The following is a 24505-nucleotide window of genomic DNA, read 5'->3' on the forward strand; positions in this document are numbered from 1 at the left end:
CTACCCAGGGAAGTGAACCTTGCGTAGACTAGGGAACATGACAGCCAGCGCAGATTCACTGAGACTACAGAAACTCATTGCTGATAACAGCGATGCTATCGGCGCAATCTTCCGCAAGTACGGAGCCACCAACCCCAGGCTTTTCGGTTCAGTCGCGCGTGGGGATGCTCATGCACAGAGCGACATCGACATCATGGTCGACATTGACGACACCAAAGGCGCAACCATCATGAAACTCGCTGGAATTTCAGAATCACTCAGACGGCTCTTAGGTGTCAGGGTTGACGTTGTTACCCCCACAGTTTTGCGAGAGAAAATCTCAGCAGAAGCCAAGAAAGACCTAGTCACCATCTGCTAAAAGATTTCCCTTAAGCCACCTCTGCCGTAGCCCTGATTCGGTTGAGAATCGAGACAATCTCAAAGGCGTCATCGTCCCCGAACATCTCAAGCGGGTCGCCCAAACTCACATAGGGGTCCTCATAGAGTCGCGACGGGTCAACCGTGCCATTCTCACTCAGCTCATCCACAATGCGCTGCACAAACCGAATCTGCGTCGCCGAATACCGTGACTCATCCAAAAAGGCCGCAAAAGCTGCCCGGGCCTCGTCGCTGCTCAAACCCACTAGCGAGCGCACAAACACACCCAGACCCCCGGACTCACGTGCCACCTGCACATTCGCCGGCCCGCCGATACCCGAAGCGTCGATCAAATCAGCCAGAGCCGCAAAATCCTCGTCCGTTAGCTGCTTGCCGCGAAGAACCTTCTGCACAGCAACCGCATCCAGGTGTTCGCGCAGGTACTCCTGCATTTTCTGCTCAAACCGCTCCTGGTTCATACCCACCTGGGTGCGCACAACCTCGACCTCTACCGGGTCGATGAGCTCGTCCTGAAAATTGGTGTAGACAATCTTCTTCTGGCCCCTATCAAGCAGGTGGGTGACACCGCGCAGCTTCTTACGCATGAACTCCAGCAGGGCAGGGGAGACATCCACCCACCAGTCATCTGCGGCCAGCTGCTCCAGGTGTGGCAGGACAGCCGAGATAGCAGGAACCGCTGCCTTAGTCAGCAGGTCCTCGGCGAGGGTCTGGGCCACCTCTTTGGTGCGGGCCAGCGCGGCAGAATCACCGGTGAGGGCAGAGAGCTGAGCCCCGAGCATGAGCAGGTCAAACTGCTTGGCCTCCAGGGTTCCTTCAACCGGCACAGTTGAGGCAACAGCCCCCAAACTCAGCGCCAACTCGGCATCCGCCTCAGAAAGCTGCGCCCAGGCGTCCGCGGATGCAAAACGCTCCACCGCTGCCCGGTGCCGGCGTACCAGCACATTGCCCATATCCAACCTGCCCACAAAGGCAGCCAGGTCAGAGCGCACCGCCACCGCGTAATCGTCCCCAGCACCCACGGTGCCAGAGCCCACCAGGGCCCGGGCCAGCCTCACCCGAGTTTCAAACACCCGCTGGGAAACAGGCTTAGCCAGCTGGCCTTCAGAGCCGGGCAGATCCTGGCTGAAATACTCCAGGTTCTGGCAGAAATCGAAGACCAAAAAGTCCGTCTTATCGGCCCCGGGGCCAAAAACATCGGGAGCCAGGCGGGTGCCTCGCCCCAGCATCTGCCAGAACTTGGTCTTGGCCCGTACCAGCTTGAAAAAGACCAGGTTCAGAATCTCAGGCACATCAATGCCGGTATCGAGCATATCCACACTAATGGCAATGCGGGGCAGAGACTCCGGCTGTGAGAACTTCTCAATCGCCGACTCAGCCGCGTAAGTGCGGTTGGTAATCACCTGGGCGTAGGAGCCGCCGTAGCCGGGGAAGAGCGCGTTAAACCGTTCGTAAATAAAATCTGCGTGGGCCTGGTTCTTGGCGAAAATGATGGTCTTACCTAGCAACTCACCGTCAGCTACCCGGTAGCCGTGCTCCATGAGCGTGGTCAGTACCTTATCGACCGTATCGGCGTTGAAAAGAAAGCGGTTCAGGGCCTCGCTGGTAATCTCATCGGGCACAGAATCGCCCCAGTCAGCAGACTCCCACTGCTCCTGCTCAGCCTCACTGAGCTGGTCATAGCTGATACCCTCGCGCAAGAAACGGGTGCCCACGCTAAAGCCCCGGGCAGGAACCAGGTAACCATTGCTCACCGCCTGATCGAGAGTATAGGCGTCGGTCGGCACACCGGGTTCGAGGTCAAAGAGGGCGTAGGTGTTGAAATCAACCTCGTCCTTAGGGGTAGCGGTGAGCCCCACCAGCAGGGCGTCAAAGTACTCAAAAATCGCTTTGTATTTGGCATAGACCGACCGGTGAGCCTCATCGACCACAATCAAATCGAAGTAACCGGGGCCGAATTCGCGCAGAGTGGCCTCGCCCTCAGCCCGGGTGCGGTTAATGATGTTCAGCATGGTGGGGTAGGTGCTGGCATAGACCCGGCCATTGGCCTGCTTATCTTCCACCAGATTCACCGTAGCCAGATTCGGCAGATGGGCCTTGAAAGCCTTGACCGCTTGATTCACCAGGGCGGTGCGGTCAGCCAGGAACAGGACGCGCTTGACCCACCCGGCGCGCGAAAGCAGGTCCACCAGGGCGATGGTTGTACGGGTCTTACCAGAACCGGTCGCCATCACCAGCAGGGCCTTACGACGCCGGGCATCAAAAGCCTCAGCCACCGAAGCAACAGCCCGCAACTGATAGTCGCGCCCAGCAATCTCAGTATTCACCTGCTGCCCGCTCAACTGCTGGCGGCTGGTCCTGCGCTCAATCAAGAGGGCCAGCTCATCTTCGGTGAGGAAACCCTGCACCTCACGCGGCGGGTAACCGGCCGCGTCATCCCACAGGTAGTGGGTATAGCCGTTGGTGTAGAAAATAACCGGGCGGACACCGGTCGCCGCCTGGAGCGCGTCCGCATATGCTTTGGCCTGGTCGCGACCAATATCTACTGACTCCCGCGCCCGCTTGGCCTCAACCAAGCCGAGGGGGCGGCCGTCCCTGCCCCACAGCACATAATCAACCCGGCCCGACCCACTGGGGGTGGGCAACCCCGTCACCGGGTACTCACGGTCCCGCTTATGAGCAAGGGGCCAGCCAGCCTCATTCAGGAGCAAATCGATGAAGTAGTCGCGGGTCTCCGCCTCGTTGTAGTCGTGGGTATCTGGCAGGGTCTTAGCCGCCTGGGCTTCAGCCAACTGGGCTCGAAGACGCTCCAGCTCGGCGTCCATAGCATCCACCCTCGCCTGGTGCTCAGCTGCTATCCTCTCCATCTCAGCCGTGCGTTCTGCTTCAGCCTCAGCCATGCGCTGCTGGGTTAGGGCTCGCTGCTCCGCCTGACGGCGTAGTGTGGGAATCAGCTGGCGGTCAAAAGCCCTACCCATAGGGGCTAGGGCTGGGTTTGCCGAATGGTTATACACGCCCCAGACCATCAGGTGATACAGGTCGGTAACTGCCCGCTCGGCGTCCCGCTCAGACAGCACTTTCCGTGAATTGTGGGCCGCATCGTTTCCCAGATGGCGGATGGTCTTGAACTTCAGACGCTTGTCATTGTCGAGATATACCGAGAAAGCCTCATTGCTGGTCAGGGTTGCCAAAGTGGCTTGCTCCGGGCGATAGATGCCCCGCACCCGGTAAATATGCTCAACCAAACCCTCGATAGCCCGCCGGGCGTAGAAGCAGGCGGTAGGCGCGTCCGTCACCAAATAACCCTCAGCCTTGGCGCAATCCTGGTAGAGCTCCGGCAGGGCCTGGTAAACAAAAGCAAAGTTAGACATAGCGCCTCGTGACTGTGCGAGAAGGTGTAGGTGCAATCACACATATTTTAGCCTGGTCAGCGCTTGGAAGGGGACCTGATTTCCAAAAAGGGACCGCACATTATGCGGTCCCTTTTTGGAAATCAGGTCCCCTTGGGGGGCGGGCGTGAGCAGGGGCCTGCTCCGCCCTCCCTACTCGTCCGCCTCCGCGAACTGCGAGTTGTAGAGCTCGGCGTAGAAGCCGCCTCGCTCCAGCAGCTCAGCGTGGGAGCCGGATTCGACGATGTCTCCGTCGCGCATAGCGAAGATGACGTCGGCGTCGCGAATGGTGGAGAGACGGTGGGCAATCACGAAGGAGGTCTTACCAACCGCCAGCTGGCCCAGGGCCCGGGCAATCAGCAGCTCGGTGCGGGTATCAACCGATGAAGTTGCCTCATCAAGAATCAGCAGCGGCTTATTGGCCACCATGGCGCGGGCAATCGTGACCAGCTGCTTCTGCCCGGCAGAAAGCTGGGTCTGGTCGGTCAGTACCGTGTCGTACCCGTCGTGCAGCTGCGATACCAGCTCGTCCAGGCCAACCGAGGCCATGACCTCATCCAGGCGCTCCTGGCTGACCTCCCCAGCCCCGTAGACCACGTTCTCCCGCAGGGTGCCCTCAAAGAGCCAGGTATCTTGCAGCACCATGGCAAAGAGGGAATCAACCTGCTCACGGGTCAGGTCGGTGGTGGGCACCCCGTCAATGCGAATCTGCCCCGAGTCGAGCTCGTAGAAGCGCATGAGCAGGTTGACCAGGGTGGTCTTACCGGCCCCGGTTGGGCCCACAATCGCCACCTTCTGGCCGGGAGCCACCGAGGCGGTAAAGCCGTGGATAATCTCCTTGCCCGGCTCGTAGCTGAACCGCACGTCCTCAAAATCCACAGCGCCGCGCACGGGGTTCGGCAGGGGGGTGCTCTTGGCGGACTCGTCCTCCAGCTCCTCGGCCTCCAAGAACTCAAAGACGCGAGCGCCTGCAGCCGCCGCCGATTGCAGGGAGGTAGCCGACTGGGCGAGCTGGCCTAGGGGGTTGGTGAAGAGGCGGACATAGACGATGAAGGCGACGATGACGCCGAAGGTAATGGTGTTGTTCAGAACCAGGGCGGCACCAACCACGCAGACCACCACATAGCCCAGGTTGCCGATGAAGCCCATGAGGGGGAACATGAGACCCGAGAAGAACATGGACTTCCAGGCCACCCGGTAGAGGTCGCTATTGCGGTCGGCAAATTCGGCGCGGGCGCCTGCCTCCCCGTTGTAGGCGCGAATCATGGAATGGCCGCTGAGGGTTTCTTCAATGTGGCCATTGAGCTTACCCAGGAGCTGCTGCTGGGCCACGAAGTATTTCTGGCTGCGGGTCAGTACGAAGCCGGAGGTCACAATGCCGAGTAGGGAGGCGGCGATAGCGGCGAGGGCCATGCGCCAGTCGGTTACAAACATCATGACGGCTGAGCCCACCAGGGTAACCACGCCGGTGATGGTGGTAGCCAGGGAGTTGTTGAGGGTCTGCTGCAGGGTGTCGACGTCGTTGGTCACGCGCGAGAGGGTGTCGCCGGTAGAACCCTTGTCCATGTAGGCCAGGGGGAGCCGGTCGATTTTGCGGTCCAGGTCGTGGCGCATGGAGCGCGATACCCAGACGGTTGAGCGGGCCATAATCTGCCCCTCCACCAGACTCAGGATCAGGGAGGCCACCAGCATGCCGATAGAGATCCACATGAGGCGGTAGATTTCGCCCATATCCAGCTGGCCGGTGAAGCCCTTTTGAATCTCGTCCGTAATGGCCGACAGGAACTGCGGGGCAACAATGGTGAGAATCACCCCGATGACGGCAGCGACAATAGCGACCACCATGCCCGGCAGCACCGGGCGCAGGTAGGCAAGGAGCTTGCCCATAGTCTGCTTAAAAGGGGCGGACGCCTGCCCCGGCATGGGTGCGCGCGGCGGGCCGCCGGGCCCGCCGTGACCTCCGGGGCGTCCTGCCTTCTCGCTTTTGAGCTGGCTATCGCGCAGCTGCTCAGAAGACTCAAGGCCCCGGCGTGCTGACTCTAGCTCTTCGGGGGTAAAGACTGGTGACTGGCTCATGAGCGAAGTTCCTCCTCAGAGAGCTGGGACAGGGCAATATCCTGGTAGACCTCATTGGTAGCCAGTAGTTCCTCGTGGGTGCCAGAGCCAACCAGGCGGCCCTTATCGAGTACCAGAATCTTGTCGGCCTCCCGTACCGTACCGATACGCTGGGCCACCACCACAATGGTTGCCCCCTTGGCGGAGTCCTTGAGCTGGCTGCGAATATCCCGCTCGGTCTTATAGTCCAGGGCTGAGAAGGAGTCATCGAAAATCATGATCTCCCCGCCGCGGGCAAAAGCCCTGGCCATCGACAGGCGCTGCCGCTGGCCACCCGAGAAGTTCTTGCCGTTCTGGGCAACCGCCGAGGCGTAGCCGTCCTCTTTCTTCCCCACGAACTCAGCTGCCGCAGCAGCGTGAGCCGCCGCCACCACGTCCTCGGGGGTCACCGGGTGCAGGCCTTCGCCCAGGGCCAGGTTCGAGGCCACCGAGCCAGAGAAGAGCACACTCTTTTGGGGCACATAGGCCAGGCGGTCGCGCAGGTCCTTCTGGTTCCAGTCGCGCACATCAACGCCGTCCACCAGTACCGACCCCTCGCGCACATCGGCAAAACGCGGAATCAGATTTACCAGGGTCGACTTGCCCGAGCCGGTTGAGCCGATAATCGCCACGGTCTCGCCCGGGGCAGCCGTAAAGGAAATCGAATGCAGGGCGTCCCCGTCAGCCTCGGGGTAGCGGAAGGACACGTCCCTAAACTCCAGGGAACCTGCCGGGGCAACCCCAGCGCTCGCGCCGCCGTCCACAATCGCGGGCTCGGTGGAGAGCACCTCGCGGATACGACGCCAGGCAACCAGCGCTCGCGGGCCCATCACGAAAATAACGGTCATCATCATGAAGCTGGTCACCACCTGCAGGGCGTAAGTGGAGAAGACCACCATCTGCCCAAAGAGGGTGACGCGCTCGGTCAGGTCGGCGGTGCCGTCAATCAGCACAGCACCCAGCACATAGATGGAGAGGGACAGGCCCGTCATGATGGCGGTCAGCAGGGGCATGATGAAGGCCATGGTGGAGTTGACGAAGAGGGTGGTGTTGCGCAGGTCGGTGTTGACCTCTTCAAAGCGCTCTTTGTGGAAGTCCCCGGTGGTGTAGGCCCGAATGACGCGCAGACCGGTCAGGTGCTCGCGGGTTACCCGGTTGAGACGGTCGGTGATTTTCTGCATGCGCATCATGCGGGGGATTGCCAGGCCCATGGCGACGCCCAGCACCAGCAGGGTGGCGAGGACGGCGATCCCGGTAGGGATGGTCCAGGTCAGCGACTGGGTAGCGATTTTGGAGCTAGCCCAGACCGCCATGATGGGGGCCTTAATGCTCATCTGCAGGCCCATGACCACAAACATCTGCACCTGGGTGACATCGTTGGTGGAGCGGGTGATGAGGCTGTCGGTGCCGATGTGGTTCACCTCGGCGCTGGAGAGGTCAAAGGTCTTGTTGTAGACCCCGGCCCGCATGCGCCGGGCTAGAGTGGTACCGAAAATTGCGGTGCAGAAGCCGGTGATAATGGCACAGACCATAGAGGCCAAGGCTGCTGCCAGCATGAGAGTGCCGTCTGAGGTGACGTCCCTCAGCTCAGACCCGGGGGTTGAGATAGTGAGGGTGATGTTTTCCATGTACTCGGGTACCTTGAGGTCAAGGTAGACCTGAGCCACGATGGACAGCACCGCCACCAGGACGAGTAACCATTCTCGCCGGTGAATGAATTGGGTGATTTTCATGGAATCCTAGGGCGTTTTCGTCAAAGAAAAAAGGTGCATCTCTGCACCTTCGTCCTTTCTATTATGCCCCTCTTGGCTGAGCTTGCCTAGATTCTTTACCGGTCAAGGCCCCGGGCGGCCAGGGCGTCGCCGGTTTCTTGGGCGTAGGCCACTGTGGCAATCACTAGGGGAATGAAAAGCCGGAACTGGGCGACCTTGATCCCGCGGGCGGCCACCGCCGCCTGAATCAGCTGCCAGCTATCCATAATCACCGGAATAGAACGCACCATCAGGGCCAGAGCCAGCCCCACCCGCTCAGGGGAGCCACCCACCCACTTCAGGGGGGTGCACAGCCAGATAAACCCGTCAATCAAGACCGGCATAGGGGTTGACCACAGCAGCACCTTTGAAGCTGCAATCATGGTGAGTAGGGTCAGCAGGACGTCCGCCCCCGACTCAATCTTGCCGCTCACCAGGTAGTAGACCAACAGAATTGCCAGCAACCAGGAAAGAGAAACCAGGGACTGCACCCAGGTGCGCCAGGGAATTTTTGCCAGAGCCCCAAGAGTCAGCACCAGCGCGAGGGCCGCAAGGCCAAACCCCCAATGGCTGGTAGCTGCCAGGTAGATGCCCAGCAGAAGAATGAAGACACCTTTGACCCACAGGGGTGCACGGTGCACCGGGGTGCCGAGGGGCTGGTAGGTGCCAAAGAGCTGGTTGGCAATGTTCACACATGCCCCCCGGGACGTTGGGGCTCAGCAGATTCAGGTGGGGCAGGGAAGTCCGTGGCACACCAGCGCTGGTAATCTGCCAGGACGCCTGCCGCCGGCCCCTGCGCCAGCAAGCGGCCCTCGTGGATGACGATTGCCTCATCGCAGGTAGCTGCCAGGTCAAGATCGTGGGTGGAGATGACCTGCTGCTGGGGAAGGGAATCGAGCAGGTCAAATAGCCTCAACCTATTCTTGAGGTCTAAAAGAGTTGTGGGTTCATCTAAAAGTAGAACCTTAGGGTCTACTGCAAGTACAGCAGCTAGGGCGGTCAACTGCTTTTCACCGCCTGAGAGGTTATAGACAGAGTCAAAAGCGCGGTGCTCAACCCCGCGCTCAGCAAGGGCCTCCAGAGCAGCGGCGCGGCGGGCGTCCTTGCCCTTGATGTGCTGAAGGGAGAGCTCGACATCCTCAACCCCCGTCGGCATCACCAGCTGGGCGCCGGGGTCTGAAAAGAGCATACCCACCCGCGAGCGCACCGCAGGTAGATGCTCGCTCACGCTCACCCCGTGTACGGTGACCTCGCCCGAGGTGAGCTGGGAGAGCCCGTTGAAGAGTCGTAGGAAGGTTGACTTGCCCGAGCCGTTGAGGCCGAGCACTGCGGTGCGCGGGGCAGAGAGCTCCACGGTGATGTTGTGTAAGAGAGTGCGGTTGCTGGTGCCGGTGTCAACGGTAACGGTGGCTGAGCGGGTGGCAAGCAGCCCGTCGTCCGAAAACTGGGCCGACGGGCTTGCAGCGCTTGCGCGTGAAGAGCGAGAAAAAAACACGGGCTCTATCGTACCTAGCGGCGGGCCAGGGTGGGGAAGGCCCGGTGCACAGCCAGGGCAACCAGCACGGCTACCAGGCACTTAATGAGATCGCCGGGGATGTAAATCAGGGCAGCGGCAACGGCAGCGCCCAGTTCAAGGTCGGCGTTGATCATCATGCCGGCAACACCAAAGACCTGGATGATGGCAAAACCTGCCAGTACAGCCACCACAAAGGCGCCAAACAGGCCGGCCCCGCTCATACGGCGGCGCAGGGCTGCGTAGGCAAGCCCGCCGGTAATCAGGGCACCGGGAATAAAGCCCAGCAGGTAGCCAAAGGAGGGGGAGACAATAGTGCCGAAGCCGCCCTTACCCCCAGAGAAAACCGGAAGGCCAATCAGGCCAGCGACGACATACAGGGTAACGGCAAGGGCAGCGCGGGTACCACCCAGGGTCAGGGCTGCGATATAAATCGCCAGGGTCTGGAGGGTAATCGGAACAGCAGCCGGGCCCACCGGGATAGCGGGCAACAGGGCGCATACGGTAATAAAAGCGGCAAAAACAGCGATAAGAGCCAGATCGCGACCGGGATTGGCAGCGGCGCGCGCCGGGCGCGCGGAAGTCTGTGATGATGTCATGCCCACTACTATAAACAGGTTTTGAACACCGTTCAAAAACTCTGCCTTTCTTTCACTTCTGTGACGCCAGCCCGAACCAACGCCCCGGTGGCCCTTCCAACATCGACCAGCACCACACCGGGGCGGTAAGATAGATAGCTGGCCAACCCACCCCCCACCCAAGGAGCAGACCCGTGCTGTCAGTCAACAACCTCGAACTGCGAGCTGGCGCTCGCCTGCTCATGGAGGACGTCACCTTCCGCATCGATAAGGGCGATAAGGTCGGTCTCGTGGGCCGAAACGGCGCCGGTAAAACCACCATGACCAAGGTGCTGGCCGGGCTGACCCTGCCCGCTGACGGTACCGTCACCCGCGGCGGCACCATCGGCTACCTGCCCCAGGACCCCAAGGTCGATGACATGACCCAGCTCGCCAAGGACCGCATTTTCTCGGCCCGCGGCCTGGACGGGGTTGCCCGCAAAATGCGCCAGGCCCAGGAAATGATGGCCAGCGAAGACCCCGCAGAGCACGCCAAGGGCATGCGCCGCTACGACCGGCTCGAAGCTGAGTTCATTGCCGGTGGCGGCTATGCGGCCGAGTCCGAGGCAGCTACCATCACCGCCAATCTTGACCTGCCCGAGCGCGTCCTCAACCAGCCCCTGTCCACCCTCTCCGGTGGTCAGCGTCGCCGCGTCGAACTGGCCCGCATTCTCTTTGCCAATGCTGACACCATGCTGCTCGATGAGCCCACCAACCACCTCGATGCCGACTCTGTGGTCTGGCTGCGCGAGTTTTTGAAGAACTACCAGGGCGGCATCCTGGTCATCTCCCACGACGTGGAACTGATGGAACTGGTCGTCAACAAGGTCTTCTACCTGGACGCCAACCGCTGCGTCATCGATATCTACAACATGGGCTGGAAGAACTACCTGCTGCAGCGCGAGCAGGACGAGGCCCGCCGCAAGCGCGAGCGCGCCAACGCCCAGAAAAAGGCCTCGGCCCTGATGGAGCAGGCCAACAAGATGCGCGCCAAGGCAACCAAGGCGGTTGCAGCCCAGCAGATGATCAAGCGCGCCGAAAAGCTCATGCGCGGGCTGGAAGAAGAGCGCCAGGTCGATAAGGTAGCCGCGATTCGCTTCCCCGACCCTGCCTCCTGCGGCAAGACACCCCTGTCGGCGACGGGGCTGTCCAAGAGCTATGGCTCCCTCGAAATTTTCACCGACGTGGATTTGGCCATTGACCGCGGCTCGCGCGTGGTGGTGCTGGGCTTTAACGGCGCCGGTAAGACCACCCTGCTGCGCATGCTGGCTAAGAGCACCCAGCCTGATACCGGCGAGGTCATCTACGGCCACGGGGCCAAGGTGGGCTACTTTGCCCAGGAACACGAGATTCTGGATCACGACCGCACCGTCTTTGAGAACATGAAGTCAGCGGCCCCCGACCTTGATGACACCCGCGTCCGCACCATTCTCGGCTCCTTCCTCTTCTCGGGGGACGATGTCGATAAGCCCGCAGGCGTGCTCTCCGGCGGTGAGAAAACCCGCCTGTCGCTGGCAACCCTGGTGGCCTCGTCCGCCAATGTTCTGCTGCTCGATGAGCCCACCAATAACCTCGACCCGGCCTCGCGCGAAGAGATTTTGAACGCCCTGAAGAACTATCGGGGGGCCATTGTGATGGTTTCCCATGATGAGGGGGCAGTTGAGGCCCTTGACCCCGAGCGCGTGCTACTGCTGCCCGATGCGGTAGAAGATTTGTGGAGCAAGGAATACCAGGACCTCATCTCCCTGGCTTAGGCAGGAATGAGCGGACGCCCGCCCCGCCCGGTAGCTGACCGGGCGGGGCGGTCTTGTATCGACGCCCCTTCTTTGGTCCGTACAAATAGGCTTGTGTGTCTGTTTCTTACGCAAGCCCACTGTTGGGGCCACCACACTCTACGAAAAAGGCCTGTGTGTTTCGTGGGTTTTTTGTTCCCAAACAAAGGTCACGAAATGATAACGGCCCTATTTTGCTAGTGCAGGGTGGGCCAATCGGCGTAGAGTAAATACCAGCTTCGGAAGCCAATCTTCCCCAGCTACACCTCAAGAACACCGCCTCACCGATGAGGCGGCACACAAATCCAACACCGACGTTGGGCCGAACCTTGAAAGGATGATTCTATGCTGGAATCACACGACGTACGTTACCCCGAAATCGCTGAAGAGGGCGTAGAGGTCGACGTTTTCTGGACCGAAGACTAAACATCGTTCGCCTCAGCGGCACAGATATATTTTTGTTTTCCTTCCCACCTCACCTCAATGAGTGACTACATAGAAGTGATACACGGGTGAAAGACAGGGGCCCGGCACCATACGGTGCCGGGTCCCTATCTTTGCCTGAAGTCTTAGGCTCTGGTGAAGAAGCCGCTGATCAGCTGGGTGGGGTAGCTGGTGAGGAAACCGAAAAAGGCCAGGGTGTAGGCCCCGATATAGACGGTTAGGGCTGCGGTGAGGAAGTTCTCGCGGGCTGAGCCAGCATCACCCAGGATAGGTAGGGCCATGTAGCCGCTCTTGCGCCAGAGCTTGCTGGGCACAACGGGCTTGATGGTGACGGGCCAGAAGGGGTTAACCCCGCGGGTGGTCAGGGCATCACCCAGAATGTGGGCGGTCGCCCCGGTAAGAACCGCCCAGGGCATCAGAGCCAGTGAATCGGTATAGATGGTTCCGGCAATAACCGCGAGCGCCCCCAGCCAGCCTCCCGGTGCCTTGAAGGTGCGCAGGGCCAGGCCGCCAGCAAAACCGGCTAGAGCCAGGGCTAGGACGGGGATACCCGCGTAGGTCAGGCGGTCGGCAAAAAAGGCCAGGGCCCAAAAGGCTGCTAGGCCAACCAGAGAATGGGTTCCCTTGCGGTGGCCGCCCGAGAGCCGCCCCACCAACAGGGCAACCCAGCGACTGACCGGCGGAATCGAGTGGGCGATGGTGCCGTTATGGTGATCAATATCGGGGAGCATGCCCGCACCGGCAGCCGCTAGGGTAGTGACGGCCAGGGTGGTGGGGTCATCAATGCCCAAGACTCCCGCCTCGTTGAGGGCTAGCCAGGCTGCTGCTGCGCTAATGGAGTGGGAATAACCCATCATGATGGTGCGATCCTTATGAATAATCCTCTGGAAGTGAAAGCACCACTTTAACACAGTTTCGAATATTTGTTCTAAAAGGACGCCGGTGGTCACGGAGTGAGCATAGCTGGGGGAGTGTTCGCCCAGAGCGAGCAAGAAGCGTAGACTGAAACTAGGACCACCCCGCCCCGGCAGCCCTGCCGGGGGCGAGCGTCCTTACACCCACCACAACTACATACCGAAAGTCCTTCGTTGAACCAACATACCCAAGGGTCAGACCCCCAGACCCCTGCTGAAACTTCAACCGACATGCTCTACCAGATCGACGACACCCCACCCCTCGGTGTCTCTATCCTGCTAGCCCTCCAGCACATCCTGGCAGCCTTCGCCGGAATCATCGCAGTACCCCTGGTCGTCTGTACCGCCCTCGGCTTTAACGTCGCCCAAACCTCACTGATGGTCAGCGCCTCCATCTTCGTCGCGGGCCTCACCACCTTCATCCAGTCCCGCGGCATCGGCCCCGTGGGCGCTCGCGTGCCCGGCATGATGGGCACCGACTTCACCTTCGTCAACCCCACCATCGCGGTTGGCTCCCAGTTCGGCATGGCCGGAATCGTGGCCGCCACCATCAGCGCCTCACTGGTTGAGATTGTGCTCTCCCGCTTCATTAAGCCCCTGATGCGCTTCTTCCCGCCGCTGATTACCGGTACCGTGGTGGCCCTCATCGGCATCACCCTGCTACCGGTCTCTATGGACTGGGCAGCAGGCGGTGCGGGCTCCGAAGACTACGGCTCCTTGCAGAACCTCACCATCGCCTTCGGCGTCATGGCCCTCACCCTCGCAATCGCCCACTTTGGCCGCGGTATTCTGCGCGCTGCTGCCGTCTTTATCGGCATGGTCGCCGGCTACCTGGTCTGCATTCCCCTGGGCCTAGTTGACCTTTCTGTCGTCTCAGACGCCGCCTGGTTCGCCCTGCCCAACATCTTCGCCTACGGCCTGCACTTTGACCTGGCCTCCACCCTGGCCTTCGTCCCCGCCTACATCGTCTCCACCATCGGAACGGTCGGCATCATGATGGCTATCGGCCAGGCCTCCGGCGCCACACTCGACAGCAAGCGCGTCTCTAACGGCGTACTTGCGGACGGCGTCGGCTCAGCTTTAGCAGGCGCTTTCGGCGCGGGCCCCAACACCGCCTTCTCCCAGAACGTCGGCCTGATTACCCTCACCAAGGTAGCTTCCCGCCGCGTCATGATTACCGCAGGTATTATCCTGGCTATCCTCGGTGTCTTCCCCAAGCTCTCAGCCCTGATTTCCGTGATGCCCCAGCCCGTCCTCGGCGGTGCAGGCGTCATCATGTTCGGTCTGGTCGCAGCCCAGGGCATCAAAACCCTCACCACCATCGAACTGGGCGACCGCGAACTGCTCATCGTCTCGGTGGCCTTCGCCCTGGGTATTGGCGTGACTGTGCGCCCCGATATGCTCGCCAACCTGCCCACCGCCCTGCAGATGATTCTCTCCTCCGGTATCTCCACCGGAACCCTGGCAGCCCTGCTGCTCAACATCATCCTGGTTGACCGAAAGAAGAAAACCGCATGAAACTCCTCGAAGACCGCATCCGTCGCGACGGCCGCATCCTGCCCGGCAACATCCTCAAAGTCGACCAGTTTGTCAACCACCAGGTCGACCCCCAGCTCATGATGGACATGGGCCGCGACTTCGCCGAGCACTTCAAGGACGCCGGAATCACCCGCGTCCTCACCCTCGAAGTCTCCGGCATCTCTATGGCCATGACCGCCGCCCTGCACCTGGGTGTGCCCATGGTCTTTGCCAAGAAGATTTCCTCCAAAACCCTCTCCACCGACACCTACCACTCCAAGGTCTTCTCGTACACCAAGAAAATTGAGTACGACATCCGCATCGACAAGCGTTTTGTCACCCCCGAAGACCGCATCCTGATTATCGATGACTTCCTCGCCAACGGCCAGGCCCTGCACGGCCTAACCCACCTCTGCGAACAGGGCGGGGCCCAGGTAGCCGGCATCGGTATCGCCATCGAAAAGGTCTTCCAGGGCGGCGGCAAAGAATTCCGCGACCGCGGCTACGACGTCTACTCCCTGGCCATGATCGACCACTTCACCGACGACGGGGTGGTCTTTACCCACGAGGTAGAAAAAACCCAGTAGCACAGCAAGCAGCTCAAGAAAATGCTCCCCTCCACCTGAAGCGGTGGAGGGGAGCATTTTCTTTTCTCAATCACCCACAAAGCCTAGCGGTAGAGCTGCTCATCGAGCAGGGCGTCCTCCACCTCTTCATCGGTAATCTTCTTACTGCGCTTAGGGGCCTTAGGGCGCACAATGGACTTCATATGCGCGGGCATATCATCCACAAACTCCATGCGGCGGCGCACCACCTCTTCGTCCTCATCGCCGATATAGGTGCCATCAGCATCGTAGAACTGACCAAAATAGGCCTCAAGCTCAGCGGCAACCTGCGCATCGAGCTCATCGTTGCGCACCTTCTGGCGGGCAGACCAGAAATAGGCAATATAGAACATGGCCGCAAAACAGTACCACTGCACCGAATACGACAGGTTCGGCCCGTAATCTTCCTCCGGCTTATCCTTAGCAATCGGGGCGCTCGCCGGGGCCGGGCTCTCAGAAGCCATCACACCGTAATTGACCGTATCGAGATCAAGACCGGTCACCTCAGCAACCTCGGGAAGGTCAATACTGGTAATCTGCCCATCTACCGATGAAGCACCCGTATCAATCTCACCCTCCACCAGGCGCACCGTAATGGTCACCTGCCCAGCCGGGGGAGCAGGCACCGGAGAAGCCGTCGAACCGGCATCCCCAAACGCAGCCTCCATCCAGCCGCGGTTGACCACCACAATATGGCCCTGATCGGTCTGGAAAGGTACCAGCACCTCATACCCGTTCAACCCGTTATAGGGCCGATTGCGCACCAGCAACTGGTGCTCACTCAGGTACTGGCCGGTCATGGTCACCGGCTGCCAGCGCAGCTCAGAATGAGCGGACGCAAACAGGCTAGAATCGTCCGCAAAATCCAGGGGAGCGGCATCATAGTTCTGCGAAATACGCTCATTCGAAAAATCAAGCGCCTCCTTGCGGCTCATCTGCCAGCTCGCCAAATACAGGCACACCAGCGAGGCGACCACCGTCAGCACAAACAGGCCAACCCACTTACCAGAGAGCAAAAAACCGTATTTCTTCACAAGCAACCACCCTATCCCAGAGGGACAGTCTGCTTCCAAAAACTACGCGCCACCAAAAAATCCTGCAAATACTGCACGTGCTCCTCACAGGCCGCCCAGCTCTTGAGCCGCTCCGGGGCATGCACCTTCGGGTTGTTCCACAGCACCTCAAAACGAGCCTGCTCCTGGCAGCCCTTACGGCTACACTTCACAAACTCAGGCCCCTGGCCACTGCTATCTGCCTGACCCTGATTCAAAGAACCTAAAATATCCACCCGCTACTCCTTACCGTCCTCATCAAAAACCACTTCACCATCAATAATCATCGGCTCACCAGAACCCTCAGCTCCGAAGTCTGCCGGGTGAGCGCTCGCCTGGGTGTGGCTATCAGCTGGCCCACCGGCGTCCGCCCCCTCAGCCGCAGCGGCACGAGCCGCCCGATCAGCCTGCGCCGCCTCAATAGCAGCCTGCTGCTCCGGTGGCAGCATGGCAGAAAAACCGCCACCACCCTGCTTAGCCTCACCGTTAGCCACCACCACAGCCGTCCAAGGAATAATCGCAGCCGCCGCCAGGCACACCCACTGCCACACACCGTCCACCATCACCGCAGCAATAATAAAAACAATGCGCAAAAACATCTTGAAGGCATATACCTTAGCCCGCGAACTAACCCCCACCGACTGCCGCTCAGCAGCGTCCGTAATCTCAAAAACCTCAGAATCGCCCGAAGAATACCCGGCAGCCTTCAAATCCTCAGCAGTCCAATACTTCTGCGCCACCGGCACCCTCCTCACACAGGCTCAAACTCACCCCACCAGTCTACCCCTCGCACCCACACCCCGCCCGACCCCCTAACCAAACCCGCCAGGCCAAATAACACGCGCCTACTTGAACAAACCACCACTTTTTTCTCAAGAGCGTAAGATAGGGGCAGAAACAAAACCCCACAACAAGGTGAAACAATGACCAACCCCACCGTACTCATCACCGGCGGCAACCGCGGCATCGGCCACGCCATCGCCACCGAATTCAAAAAAGCCGGCTACAACGTCGCCATCACCTACCGCAGCGGCGAACCCCCCGCCGACTTCTTCGCCGTCAAAGCAGACGTCACCGACTCAGCCTCCATCGACGCAGCCTTTACCGCCGTCGAAGCAGAATTCGGCCCCGTCGGCGTCGTCATCGCCAACGCAGGTATCACTAAAGACACCCTGCTCATGCGCATGAAAGAAGACGACTTCACCTCCGTCATCGACACCAACCTCACCGGCGCCTTCCGCGTCGCCCAGCGCGCCACCAAGGGCCTGCTCAAAAACAAGGGCGGCCGCATCATCTTCATCTCCTCCGTTGTCGGCCTCTACGGCAACCCCGGCCAGGTCAACTACTCAGCCTCCAAAGCCGGACTCGTCGGCATGGCCCGCTCCATCACCCGCGAACTCGGCGCCCGCAACATCACCGCCAACGTCATCGCCCCTGGCTTCATCAAAACCGACATGACCGACCAACTCTCCGACGACCTCAAAAAGCAGTACACCGACTCCATCCCCGCCCGCCGCTTCGCCGAACCCAAAGAAATCGCCGACGTAGCCCTCTTCCTCGCCTCCGACGCCGCAGGGTACATCTCAGGTGCCGTGATTCCCGTCGACGGTGGCCTGGGTATGGGGCACTAAACGGGTAAACAATCGCAACCGGGCCGGTGTGTGCCCGTCCGCGACCCTCTCACCCTTCCCAGGCTGCTGTGTACGCCAGAGCGGGGGCGGTAGCTCCCCGGCAGCCGGCTGGCTGGGGCTGGCATGAATCGCTGTGATGAGTGCCGATATTCCGAGCAAGCGAGGAAAATAATCTCGGCGCGAATCTGGCGAGCTTGCGAGCCAGCTAGCGAACCGGCGAGAAGGTTAGCCGGCAGAGGGGAGCTACCGCCCATTGCTACTTAAACAATTCATTTGTACAACGCTTATAAGGACTAAGAATGTCACTTCAGAACAAGACCATTATCATTACCGGTTCCTCCCGCGGCGTGGGCGCAGACACCGCCCAGATTCTTGCCGCCCAGGGAGCCAACATCATCGTCAACTACCGCTCCAAGGCCCCCCGTGCCACCAAGGTTGTTGCCGCCATTGAAGAAGCCGGTGGCAAGGCCGTTGCCGTACAGGGCGACGTGACCAAGGCTGAGGACGCCGCCGCCCTGGTAGAGGCTGCCATCGAAAACTTCGGCTCCCTGGACTACCTCATTCTCAACGCCTCTGGCGGCATGGAAGCCGGCATGCCCGACGACTACGCCATGGTGCTCAACCGCGACTCCCAGCTGCGCCTGGCCCGCCTGGCAGCTGAAAAGATGCCCGAGGGTGGCCGTATCGTCTTTGTGACCAGCCACCAGGCCCACTTCATCCGCGAAGTAGAGACCATGCCCGAGTACAAGCCGGTTGCTGAGTCCAAGCGCGCCGGCGAGGACGCCCTGCTAGCAGAAATCCCCGCCCTTACCGAAAAGGGCATCTCCCTGGTGGTTGTCTCCGCCGACATGATTGAAGGTACCGTCACCGCGGCCCTACTCAACCGCCTGCACCCCGGCGCCATTGAGGCCCGCCGTGAAGAAGCCGGCAAACTTTACACCGTCAACGAGTTTGCCCAGGAAGTTGCCAAGATGGTAACTGCCGACGTTGAAACCGGCCACATCGAGCTGGTCGGCGGCGCAGGCGGCTTCATTTAAGTAGTCACCCGCCGAACTTTGTACCGCACCCTGCCCGTTTTTAAGGTCAAAAGTGGGCAGGGCATGGTACAAACCCGATGATTTCATCACGTAAAAGGACGCTGATAGCCACCTACCAGCGTCCTTTACCTATAGCGTGAGGGCAGTGCCTCGCAAATCTTTAGAGCCCAGCGAAGTGGCGTACCGCGTCCAGGCGCAGGGTGTTGATTTGGGCGTCGGCAACCTCCAGCAGGGCAGTCTTGGCGTTGAACGCAACACCCAGCTCCGCCTCAAGGATCATGAGCACATCGTTGGCACCGTCGCCCACGGCAATGGTCTGGGAGGACTTAATATCGAACTCCTTGGCCCACTCCTTCAGCGACTCCTTCTTGACCTCACCGGTAATGACCTCACCGGTGACCTTGCCGGTCAGCTTACCCTCGATGATGTCAAGGACGTTGGCGCGCGCCTTGGAAAGATTCAGGTAGCCCGCCAGCGGGGAGAGCACCTGCACAAACCCGCCCGAGACCACGCAGACCTCGTGGCCGGCAGCCAGGAAAACCTCAACCAGCTTGGTAGCGCCGGGGGAGTACAGCACCTTGGAAGCCACCTCATCAATCACCGACTCATCGAGACCGGCTAGGGTGGCAACCCGCTCACGCAAGGACGCCTCAAAATCGAGCTCCCCGCGCATCGCCCGCTCGGTCACCTCAGCAACCTCAGCGCCGCGTCCTGCCGCAGCTGCTAGCTCATCAATGACCTCCTGGCGGATCAGGGTAGAGTCAACATCCATAATGAGTAGCTTCTTCTCATCGTTGGCCAGCTCAGCGGGCACCACATTCAGGTCAAAGCCCAGCGAGCGCGCCCCATCCAGCAGCCCCAAGGCGCCGCGGGCGTCCTCAACACCACCGCGCTCCCACGAAGCCGCAGCAATATAAACCGAGTAGGCCGGGCCCTCAGCCTCGCGCTCCACGCGAGAGGCAGGAACCTCCATCAAAAGACCCGACTCAAGCTCCAAGCCCTCAACCGTCTGCAACGCAGCAACCAGCTGCTCCTCGGTAGCAATCAGGGGGGCGTCCGCACGAGAAATAGCAACAATATTCACAGAAGTACTCATAGGCACCATTATCTACTAAAGTTGTGAACCATGGCATCAGTTCTTGAACTTAATAAGGTTACTGTCTCACGAAGCGGTAAGAACCTCATCCACAACATCACCTGGTCTGTCGAAGAAGGCGAACGCTGGGTCGTCCTTGGCCCCAACGGCGCGGGCAAAACTACCCTGCTCTCCATCGCAGCAGCCCGCCTGCACCCCACCCGCGGCGAAGTCGACATCCTCGACGAAATCCTCGGCGCCGTCGACGTTTTTGAACTACGCCCCCGCATCGGCCTCTCATCAGCCCCCATGGCAGCCCAAATCCCCGGCAACGAAACCGTGCTCGATGTCGTCATCACCGCAGCCTACGGCGTAGCAGGCCGCTGGAACGAAGAATACGACTCCTTCGACGACAACCAGGGCAAGGCCCTGCTCGACGACTGGGGGGTAGCCCACCTAGCTGACCGCCCCTTCGGCACCCTGTCTGAGGGCGAAAAAAAGCGCGTGCTCATCGCCCGCGCCCTCATGACCGACCCCGAAATGCTGATTCTCGATGAACCCGGCGCCGGCATGGACATCGCAGGCCGCGAAGACCTGGTCAAGCGCCTCACCCACCTGGCCCTCGACCCCTACGCCCCCGCCACCATCCTGGTCACCCACCACCTCGAAGAAATCCCCGCAGGCTTCACCCACGCCCTACTCCTGCGCGAAGGCGAAATCGTAGCAGCAGGCCCCATCGAAGAAACCCTCACCCAGGCCAACGTCTCAGCCACCTACGGCCTCGACCTCGACCTGACCATTCACGAGTCCGGCCGCTACTCAGCCTTCGCCCGCTAGCCCCTGAGCATGAAACCCAAACAACTCACCCCCGAGCAGCTGGCAGAACGCTCAGCCCGCGTCACCGCCCTGCCCAACACGCGTCCGCTCAGCACAGCCCCGAGCGAGGCCACCCGCTTCTACACCCACCTCACCGACGTCAAACTGCGCTCCATCAAAGAACCCGAATGGGGAATCTACATCGCAGAGTCCTCCAAGGTGATCCGCCGGGCGCTCGCCGCCGGGCACCGGCCTCTCTCCTTTCTCATGAGTGAAAAATGGGCCGATGACCTCATTGACGTGTTGCAGGAGTACCCCGAGGTGCCTGCCTTTGTGGGAAGCGAGGACGAGCTGGAGCAGGTTACCGGCTTCGCCCTGCACCGTGGGGCCCTGGCCGCCATGGCCAGACCCGAGCCCGCCCCCCTACAAACCCTGCTCGAGGGGGTGCGGCGCATCGCAATTCTAGAAGACATCGTGGACCACACCAACGTGGGCGCCATCTTCCGCTCAGCAGCCGCCCTCGACGTCGACCTAGTGCTGGTAACCCCGCGCTGCGCCGACCCGCTCTACCGGCGCTCAATCCGAGTCTCCATGGGAACCGTCTTCCAGGTACCCTGGGCCCGACTGGACTCCTGGCCCGGCGCCCTCGACACCCTGCACGCAGCGGGCTTCACCACCGCCGCGCTCGCCTTAGAAGAGGATTCTTTGAGCCTGACCGAACTGGCTAACCGCAAAGACGAGAAGCTAGCTCTGATTTTGGGCACCGAGGGGCACGGACTGGCCACATCCACCCTGGCAGCCACCCAGCACACCGTCATGATTCCCATGAGCCACGGGGTCGATTCCTTGAATGTAGCGGCCGCCTCAGCCGTTGCCTTCTGGGAAACCCGCCCAAAGATGGTAGAGTAGTTCCTCGGTTGTAAACCGCAACCACCGGTAGGCACCCGCCCCGGTAGCAACAAGATATGCACTGGCAAAATCCAGGGCACGAAGAAGGTAAATATCATGCAGGCTGGCATCCACCCTGAATACAACTACGTTCTCTTCCGCGACCTCGCATCAGGCGAGACCTTCCTGACCAAGTCAACCATGACTTCTCAGAAGACCGAAAAGTGGGAAGACGGCAACGAGTACCCCCTCGTAGAAGTTGAAATCTCATCAGCTTCACACCCCTTCTACACCGGCAAGCAGCGCATCATGGACGCCGCTGGTCGTGTTGAGCGCTTCAACGCTCGCTTCGCAAACTTCGGCAAGAAGGCCTAAGTTTACAGCCAGTCTATTCAGGCTTAATATCACACCCCGTGACCGTGATTTATCACGCGTTACGGGGTGTTTTTGTAGGTTCACTGCGTAGAATTGGGTTCGATTCACTCCGCGTACCGCACCCTTTTGCCGGGTGGGTACGCCCCTTTTGAGATTAGTTAGGGAGGTACCGTGTCCGTCGAGGCTCACGAAGAACCTAAAAAGAAGAAAAGCAAAAAAGCCCTCTGGATTACCCTGCTCATTCTGCTGCTGATTCCGATTATCGCTGTGGGCGGCTACCTGTTCATGATCAATAAGGCCTGGAATAAGTCCGAGACCTTTGATAACGCCATGCCCAATGAGGACGGCACCGTCACCACCCCCCATAATGACGAGCTGCAGGCCCTGGTTGATCAGGCAGCTAACGCTACGATTACCAATGAGTCGGGCGCTACCTTAGAAAGCAACGTCTCTGAGGGTGATGCTAACGGCGACGGCATTTTGGATGCTGTAGCCGGTGGTGCTGTCACCGACCGTCCGGTCAACGCCGCCTCCACCGATATTCTGCTGCTGGGCTCTGATCAGCGCTCCGGTGCCGAAGCCCAGTATGTGACCGGTGCCCGTGCCGATACCATCATGGTGCTGCACATCCCTGAGGACGGCTCAGCCGCCTACCTGATTTCAGTGATGCGTGATACCTGGGTTAATATCCCCGGGTACGGCTCCCACAAGGTTAATGCCGGTCTGAACTACGGTGGTGTTGACTTGCAGGTTGCTACCATTGAGCAGCTCCTTGGTATTCAGATGGATCACGTTGCTGAAATTGACTTCCAGGGCTTTAAGGCTCTGGTTGATACCCTGGGCGGGGTAACTGTCCAGGTTCCTTTTACTTTCTCATCAGGTCCTTACACATATACTGCCGGGTCGCAAACTCTTGATGGTGGAGAGGCCCTTCAGTTTGTTCGTGAACGCTACAGCTTCTCAGACGGTGACTACCAGCGCGTCCGTAACCAGCGTGCCTTCCTGCGCGGCGTCTACAACGAACTGAAGGCCGATGGCGCTCTGTCATCAGCTAGCAAGCTGCTGCAGGTCATCGAGTCTGTATCTCCCTACATGACCGTAGATCAGGGTCTATCCCCTTCAGCGATTGTGGGTATTGCCCAGCCTGTTCTGGCTAACGGTAATACCCAGCTGGTCTCCATGACCTTGCCGAATGCCGGTACCGGCTGGTCCTGGGACGGCCAGTCGATCGTGGTCCTCGATGCCGCTGCAACCAGCGCCCTATCATATGCCTTGCAGACCGATACCATGCCTAGTTACATTGCTACCTACGGTTCTGACTAAGCCCAGGTAGCCCCTCGCCAGAGGATATAAGGGGAGCCCCACCAAACTAGTGGGGCTCCCTTTATATTTTCTTTTGATAGTGATGCTAGTGTTCGAGCGGGTCGGCAGATACTTCTTCTTCGGTATAGCTGTTATCGCGACCAACGAAGAGAGCCAGGAAGGCTACGGAGGCGCCGAGCACTATACCTAAAATGCCGAGCAGGGGCTTGAAGAAGACAAGAACCAGGCCCGTAACCAGGATCAGCCCGCCGACAAGCCCAAGGAGAACAGAGATACGCTGTAGGCCCAGGGAGTTCGCTGTAGTGGGTTCTGCGGCTTCTACGCCGTTGGCTTCAAGGGCGGTTGGCTCGCTTGCGGCCGGACGGCTGGGCATGAGTGAGCGCTTCTTCTTGGGGGCGTTGCTGCGGGTCGCTTCACCCTCGGTCGGCACGTAGGCGGGGGGCACCTCGTAGGAGGGCGCGGCCGGTAGAAGCTCGGGCAGGTAGTTGGGGAGCTCCTGGTACCATTCGGCGGGAATTTCAGAGGGGCGGACAGCCTGCACGGTCAGGGACAGTTCAAAGGAGTTGCCGCGGATGGTGCCCCAGGCGCTGGTGAGCTTATCGTGCTCGTATGCGTAGCGGATGACGGGGGCCAGCTGCTCGGAGATCTGGGTGGAAAGGCGGCCCACTACCTTGCGGTCGTGTAGGACGTCGACCGAGTCAACCACGCGCCCGTCCGCGTGCTTAATCTGGTTGTTCTCCAGGGAGAGAATCACCCGACCCTCACCGGAGGGAGGCAGGATGGAGTGCAGGTACTCGGAATGGTCCTTCTCATCGAGCACCTTCATGGAGGCCCCCTGGGGTAGCAGGGTTGCCTGGGTGGGGGCGTTATTGAGGGGAAAAAGGGAGCCAGGGGCGCTCAGTGAGAGCTGGCCGCTGCTTTCGATGTGGGTTTCACCGGTGACCCCGCGCAGTACAGCAGAGAGCTGCATGCGGGTCACAGCGTCGTAGCCCGAGGCGGCAACGCGGGTAATCGGGCCCCAGTAGGCAGCGGAGTCCTCGGGAGAAAGACGCCCCAGCTTGAGGTCGTCAGCATAGACCGCAATGGCCTGGGGCTGGTAGGGGTTATCGGGTTCTGGCACAAGGCGAACCTCACCGTTCCAGACCCGTTCGCGGTCAATCAAGAGTTCTTCAAAAACCTGAAGAATTTCTGCATCGTAGTAGTCATCGGTGATGACCTGCACGGTGCCGCGATCGCCCAGTACGTAGTCGGTCACAGTAGGCTCCTTATCCCAAAAAGTTACTCTCTATAGCTTCTCACGAAAAAGCCGGTTTTGG

At 60.2% G+C, this 24505-nt stretch carries 22 protein-coding genes; 10 read left to right on the plus strand and 12 right to left on the minus strand.

The features are described 5' to 3' along the window. Positions 1-37 precede the first annotated feature (37 nt). A complete protein-coding gene (locus tag L6762_RS03675; RefSeq protein WP_237185634.1) occupies positions 38-358 on the plus strand; it encodes a nucleotidyltransferase family protein in 321 nt (106 codons plus the stop codon). A 10-nt stretch (positions 359-368) separates the two neighbouring features. On the opposite strand, the gene L6762_RS03680 is transcribed toward L6762_RS03675, so the two are convergent. The 6 genes from L6762_RS03680 to L6762_RS03705 form a co-directional block, all read right to left on the minus strand. Further along, a complete protein-coding gene (locus tag L6762_RS03680) occupies positions 369-3746 on the minus strand; it encodes a DEAD/DEAH box helicase family protein (protein ID WP_237185635.1) in 3378 nt (1125 codons plus the stop codon). A 171-nt stretch (positions 3747-3917) separates the two neighbouring features. Beyond that, complete coding sequence (locus L6762_RS03685; RefSeq protein ID WP_237185636.1) at positions 3918-5840, minus strand: ABC transporter ATP-binding protein; 1923 nt, start codon at positions 5838-5840, stop codon at positions 3918-3920. Beyond that, the gene (locus L6762_RS03690; RefSeq protein ID WP_237185637.1) at positions 5837-7591 is read right to left on the minus strand and encodes an ABC transporter ATP-binding protein; all 1755 of its coding nucleotides are present in this window, start codon (positions 7589-7591) and stop codon (positions 5837-5839) included. The genes L6762_RS03685 and L6762_RS03690 overlap by 4 nt, the downstream gene beginning before the upstream one ends. A 95-nt stretch (positions 7592-7686) precedes the next feature. After that, entirely contained in the window at positions 7687-8301 is a 615-nt protein-coding gene (locus L6762_RS03695) for an energy-coupling factor transporter transmembrane component T family protein (RefSeq protein WP_237185638.1), read from the minus strand. Next, positions 8298-9104 carry an energy-coupling factor ABC transporter ATP-binding protein gene (locus L6762_RS03700; protein WP_237185639.1) on the minus strand — a complete coding sequence of 269 codons (807 nt, stop codon included), beginning with the start codon at positions 9102-9104 and terminating at the stop codon, positions 8298-8300. The genes L6762_RS03695 and L6762_RS03700 overlap by 4 nt, the downstream gene beginning before the upstream one ends. 14 nt (positions 9105-9118) lie before the next feature. Further along, positions 9119-9721, minus strand: a complete 603-nt coding sequence (locus L6762_RS03705; RefSeq protein ID WP_237185640.1) for a biotin transporter BioY — start codon at positions 9719-9721, stop codon at positions 9119-9121. A 173-nt stretch (positions 9722-9894) separates the two neighbouring features. Between L6762_RS03705 and abc-f the strand changes: the two genes are divergently transcribed. Then, complete coding sequence (gene abc-f, locus L6762_RS03710; RefSeq protein ID WP_237185641.1) at positions 9895-11493, plus strand: ribosomal protection-like ABC-F family protein; 1599 nt, start codon at positions 9895-9897, stop codon at positions 11491-11493. A 587-nt stretch (positions 11494-12080) separates the two neighbouring features. On the opposite strand, the gene L6762_RS03715 is transcribed toward abc-f, so the two are convergent. Continuing rightward, positions 12081-12812 carry a metal-dependent hydrolase gene (locus L6762_RS03715; protein ID WP_237185642.1) on the minus strand — a complete coding sequence of 244 codons (732 nt, stop codon included), beginning with the start codon at positions 12810-12812 and terminating at the stop codon, positions 12081-12083. A gap of 231 nt (positions 12813-13043) precedes the next feature. Between L6762_RS03715 and L6762_RS03720 the strand changes: the two genes are divergently transcribed. Then, a complete protein-coding gene (locus tag L6762_RS03720) occupies positions 13044-14387 on the plus strand; it encodes a nucleobase:cation symporter-2 family protein (RefSeq protein WP_237185643.1) in 1344 nt (447 codons plus the stop codon). Then, positions 14384-14974 carry a xanthine phosphoribosyltransferase gene (locus L6762_RS03725; RefSeq protein WP_237185644.1) on the plus strand — a complete coding sequence of 197 codons (591 nt, stop codon included), beginning with the start codon at positions 14384-14386 and terminating at the stop codon, positions 14972-14974. Before L6762_RS03720 ends, L6762_RS03725 begins: the two co-directional genes overlap by 4 nt. 83 nt (positions 14975-15057) lie before the next feature. On the opposite strand, the gene L6762_RS03730 is transcribed toward L6762_RS03725, so the two are convergent. Genes L6762_RS03730 through L6762_RS03740 form a run of 3 tightly spaced genes read right to left on the minus strand, consistent with a single transcriptional unit; the run spans position 15058 to position 16784 of the window. Next, entirely contained in the window at positions 15058-16026 is a 969-nt protein-coding gene (locus L6762_RS03730; RefSeq protein ID WP_237185645.1) for an SURF1 family protein, read from the minus strand. Between the two features lie 11 nt (positions 16027-16037). Then, entirely contained in the window at positions 16038-16280 is a 243-nt protein-coding gene (locus L6762_RS03735; RefSeq protein ID WP_237185646.1) for an acetone carboxylase, read from the minus strand. A gap of 3 nt (positions 16281-16283) precedes the next feature. Continuing rightward, positions 16284-16784, minus strand: a complete 501-nt coding sequence (locus L6762_RS03740; protein WP_237185647.1) for a DUF3099 domain-containing protein — start codon at positions 16782-16784, stop codon at positions 16284-16286. A gap of 183 nt (positions 16785-16967) precedes the next feature. Here L6762_RS03740 and L6762_RS03745 point away from each other — a divergent pair, with 183 nt between their 5' ends. Both L6762_RS03745 and L6762_RS03750 read left to right on the plus strand, forming a co-directional pair. Further along, the gene (locus L6762_RS03745) at positions 16968-17675 is read left to right on the plus strand and encodes a beta-ketoacyl-ACP reductase (RefSeq protein ID WP_237185648.1); all 708 of its coding nucleotides are present in this window, start codon (positions 16968-16970) and stop codon (positions 17673-17675) included. A gap of 299 nt (positions 17676-17974) precedes the next feature. Beyond that, entirely contained in the window at positions 17975-18712 is a 738-nt protein-coding gene (locus tag L6762_RS03750) for an SDR family oxidoreductase (protein ID WP_237185649.1), read from the plus strand. 160 nt (positions 18713-18872) lie between these two features. Here the strand turns inward: L6762_RS03750 and serB are convergent, their stop codons facing one another. Further along, complete coding sequence (gene serB, locus L6762_RS03755) at positions 18873-19808, minus strand: phosphoserine phosphatase SerB (protein WP_237185650.1); 936 nt, start codon at positions 19806-19808, stop codon at positions 18873-18875. A gap of 30 nt (positions 19809-19838) precedes the next feature. Between serB and L6762_RS03760 the strand changes: the two genes are divergently transcribed. The 4 genes from L6762_RS03760 (at position 19839) to L6762_RS03775 (ending at position 23189) form a co-directional block, all read left to right on the plus strand. Beyond that, the gene (locus tag L6762_RS03760) at positions 19839-20624 is read left to right on the plus strand and encodes an ABC transporter ATP-binding protein (RefSeq protein WP_237185651.1); all 786 of its coding nucleotides are present in this window, start codon (positions 19839-19841) and stop codon (positions 20622-20624) included. A 9-nt stretch (positions 20625-20633) separates the two neighbouring features. Next, the gene (locus L6762_RS03765; RefSeq protein WP_423817079.1) at positions 20634-21512 is read left to right on the plus strand and encodes a TrmH family RNA methyltransferase; all 879 of its coding nucleotides are present in this window, start codon (positions 20634-20636) and stop codon (positions 21510-21512) included. 96 nt (positions 21513-21608) lie between these two features. Then, positions 21609-21866, plus strand: coding sequence for a type B 50S ribosomal protein L31 (locus tag L6762_RS03770; RefSeq protein ID WP_083091002.1), 258 nt, complete (start codon positions 21609-21611; stop codon positions 21864-21866). A 171-nt stretch (positions 21867-22037) separates the two neighbouring features. Continuing rightward, complete coding sequence (locus L6762_RS03775; RefSeq protein ID WP_237185652.1) at positions 22038-23189, plus strand: LCP family protein; 1152 nt, start codon at positions 22038-22040, stop codon at positions 23187-23189. An 85-nt stretch (positions 23190-23274) separates the two neighbouring features. Here L6762_RS03775 and L6762_RS03780 read toward each other — a convergent pair whose 3' ends face one another. Beyond that, positions 23275-24444: an HIRAN domain-containing protein gene (locus tag L6762_RS03780; RefSeq protein WP_237185653.1), complete on the minus strand. Its 1170-nt coding sequence runs from the start codon at positions 24442-24444 to the stop codon at positions 23275-23277. Between the last annotated feature and the right edge of the window lie 61 nt (positions 24445-24505).

The organism is Rothia nasimurium (genome assembly GCF_928381705.1).
In the GTDB taxonomy this organism is placed as follows: domain Bacteria; phylum Actinomycetota; class Actinomycetes; order Actinomycetales; family Micrococcaceae; genus Rothia; species Rothia nasimurium_G.

Coding starts and splice junctions, on each gene's coding strand:
- L6762_RS03675 (WP_237185634.1), top strand. CDS start 38: ATGACAGCCAGCGCAGATTCACTGAGACTACAGAAACTCATTGCTGAT.
- L6762_RS03685 (WP_237185636.1), bottom strand. CDS start 5,840: ATGAGCCAGTCACCAGTCTTTACCCCCGAAGAGCTAGAGTCAGCACGC.
- L6762_RS03770 (WP_083091002.1), top strand. CDS start 21,609: ATGCAGGCTGGCATCCACCCTGAATACAACTACGTTCTCTTCCGCGAC.
- L6762_RS03750 (WP_237185649.1), top strand. CDS start 17,975: ATGTCACTTCAGAACAAGACCATTATCATTACCGGTTCCTCCCGCGGC.
- L6762_RS03765 (WP_423817079.1), top strand. CDS start 20,634: ATGAAACCCAAACAACTCACCCCCGAGCAGCTGGCAGAACGCTCAGCC.
- L6762_RS03760 (WP_237185651.1), top strand. CDS start 19,839: ATGGCATCAGTTCTTGAACTTAATAAGGTTACTGTCTCACGAAGCGGT.
- L6762_RS03680 (WP_237185635.1), bottom strand. CDS start 3,746: ATGTCTAACTTTGCTTTTGTTTACCAGGCCCTGCCGGAGCTCTACCAG.
- L6762_RS03745 (WP_237185648.1), top strand. CDS start 16,968: ATGACCAACCCCACCGTACTCATCACCGGCGGCAACCGCGGCATCGGC.
- L6762_RS03725 (WP_237185644.1), top strand. CDS start 14,384: ATGAAACTCCTCGAAGACCGCATCCGTCGCGACGGCCGCATCCTGCCC.
- serB (WP_237185650.1), bottom strand. CDS start 19,808: ATGAGTACTTCTGTGAATATTGTTGCTATTTCTCGTGCGGACGCCCCC.
- L6762_RS03705 (WP_237185640.1), bottom strand. CDS start 9,721: ATGACATCATCACAGACTTCCGCGCGCCCGGCGCGCGCCGCTGCCAAT.
- L6762_RS03690 (WP_237185637.1), bottom strand. CDS start 7,591: ATGAAAATCACCCAATTCATTCACCGGCGAGAATGGTTACTCGTCCTG.
- L6762_RS03715 (WP_237185642.1), bottom strand. CDS start 12,812: ATGATGGGTTATTCCCACTCCATTAGCGCAGCAGCAGCCTGGCTAGCC.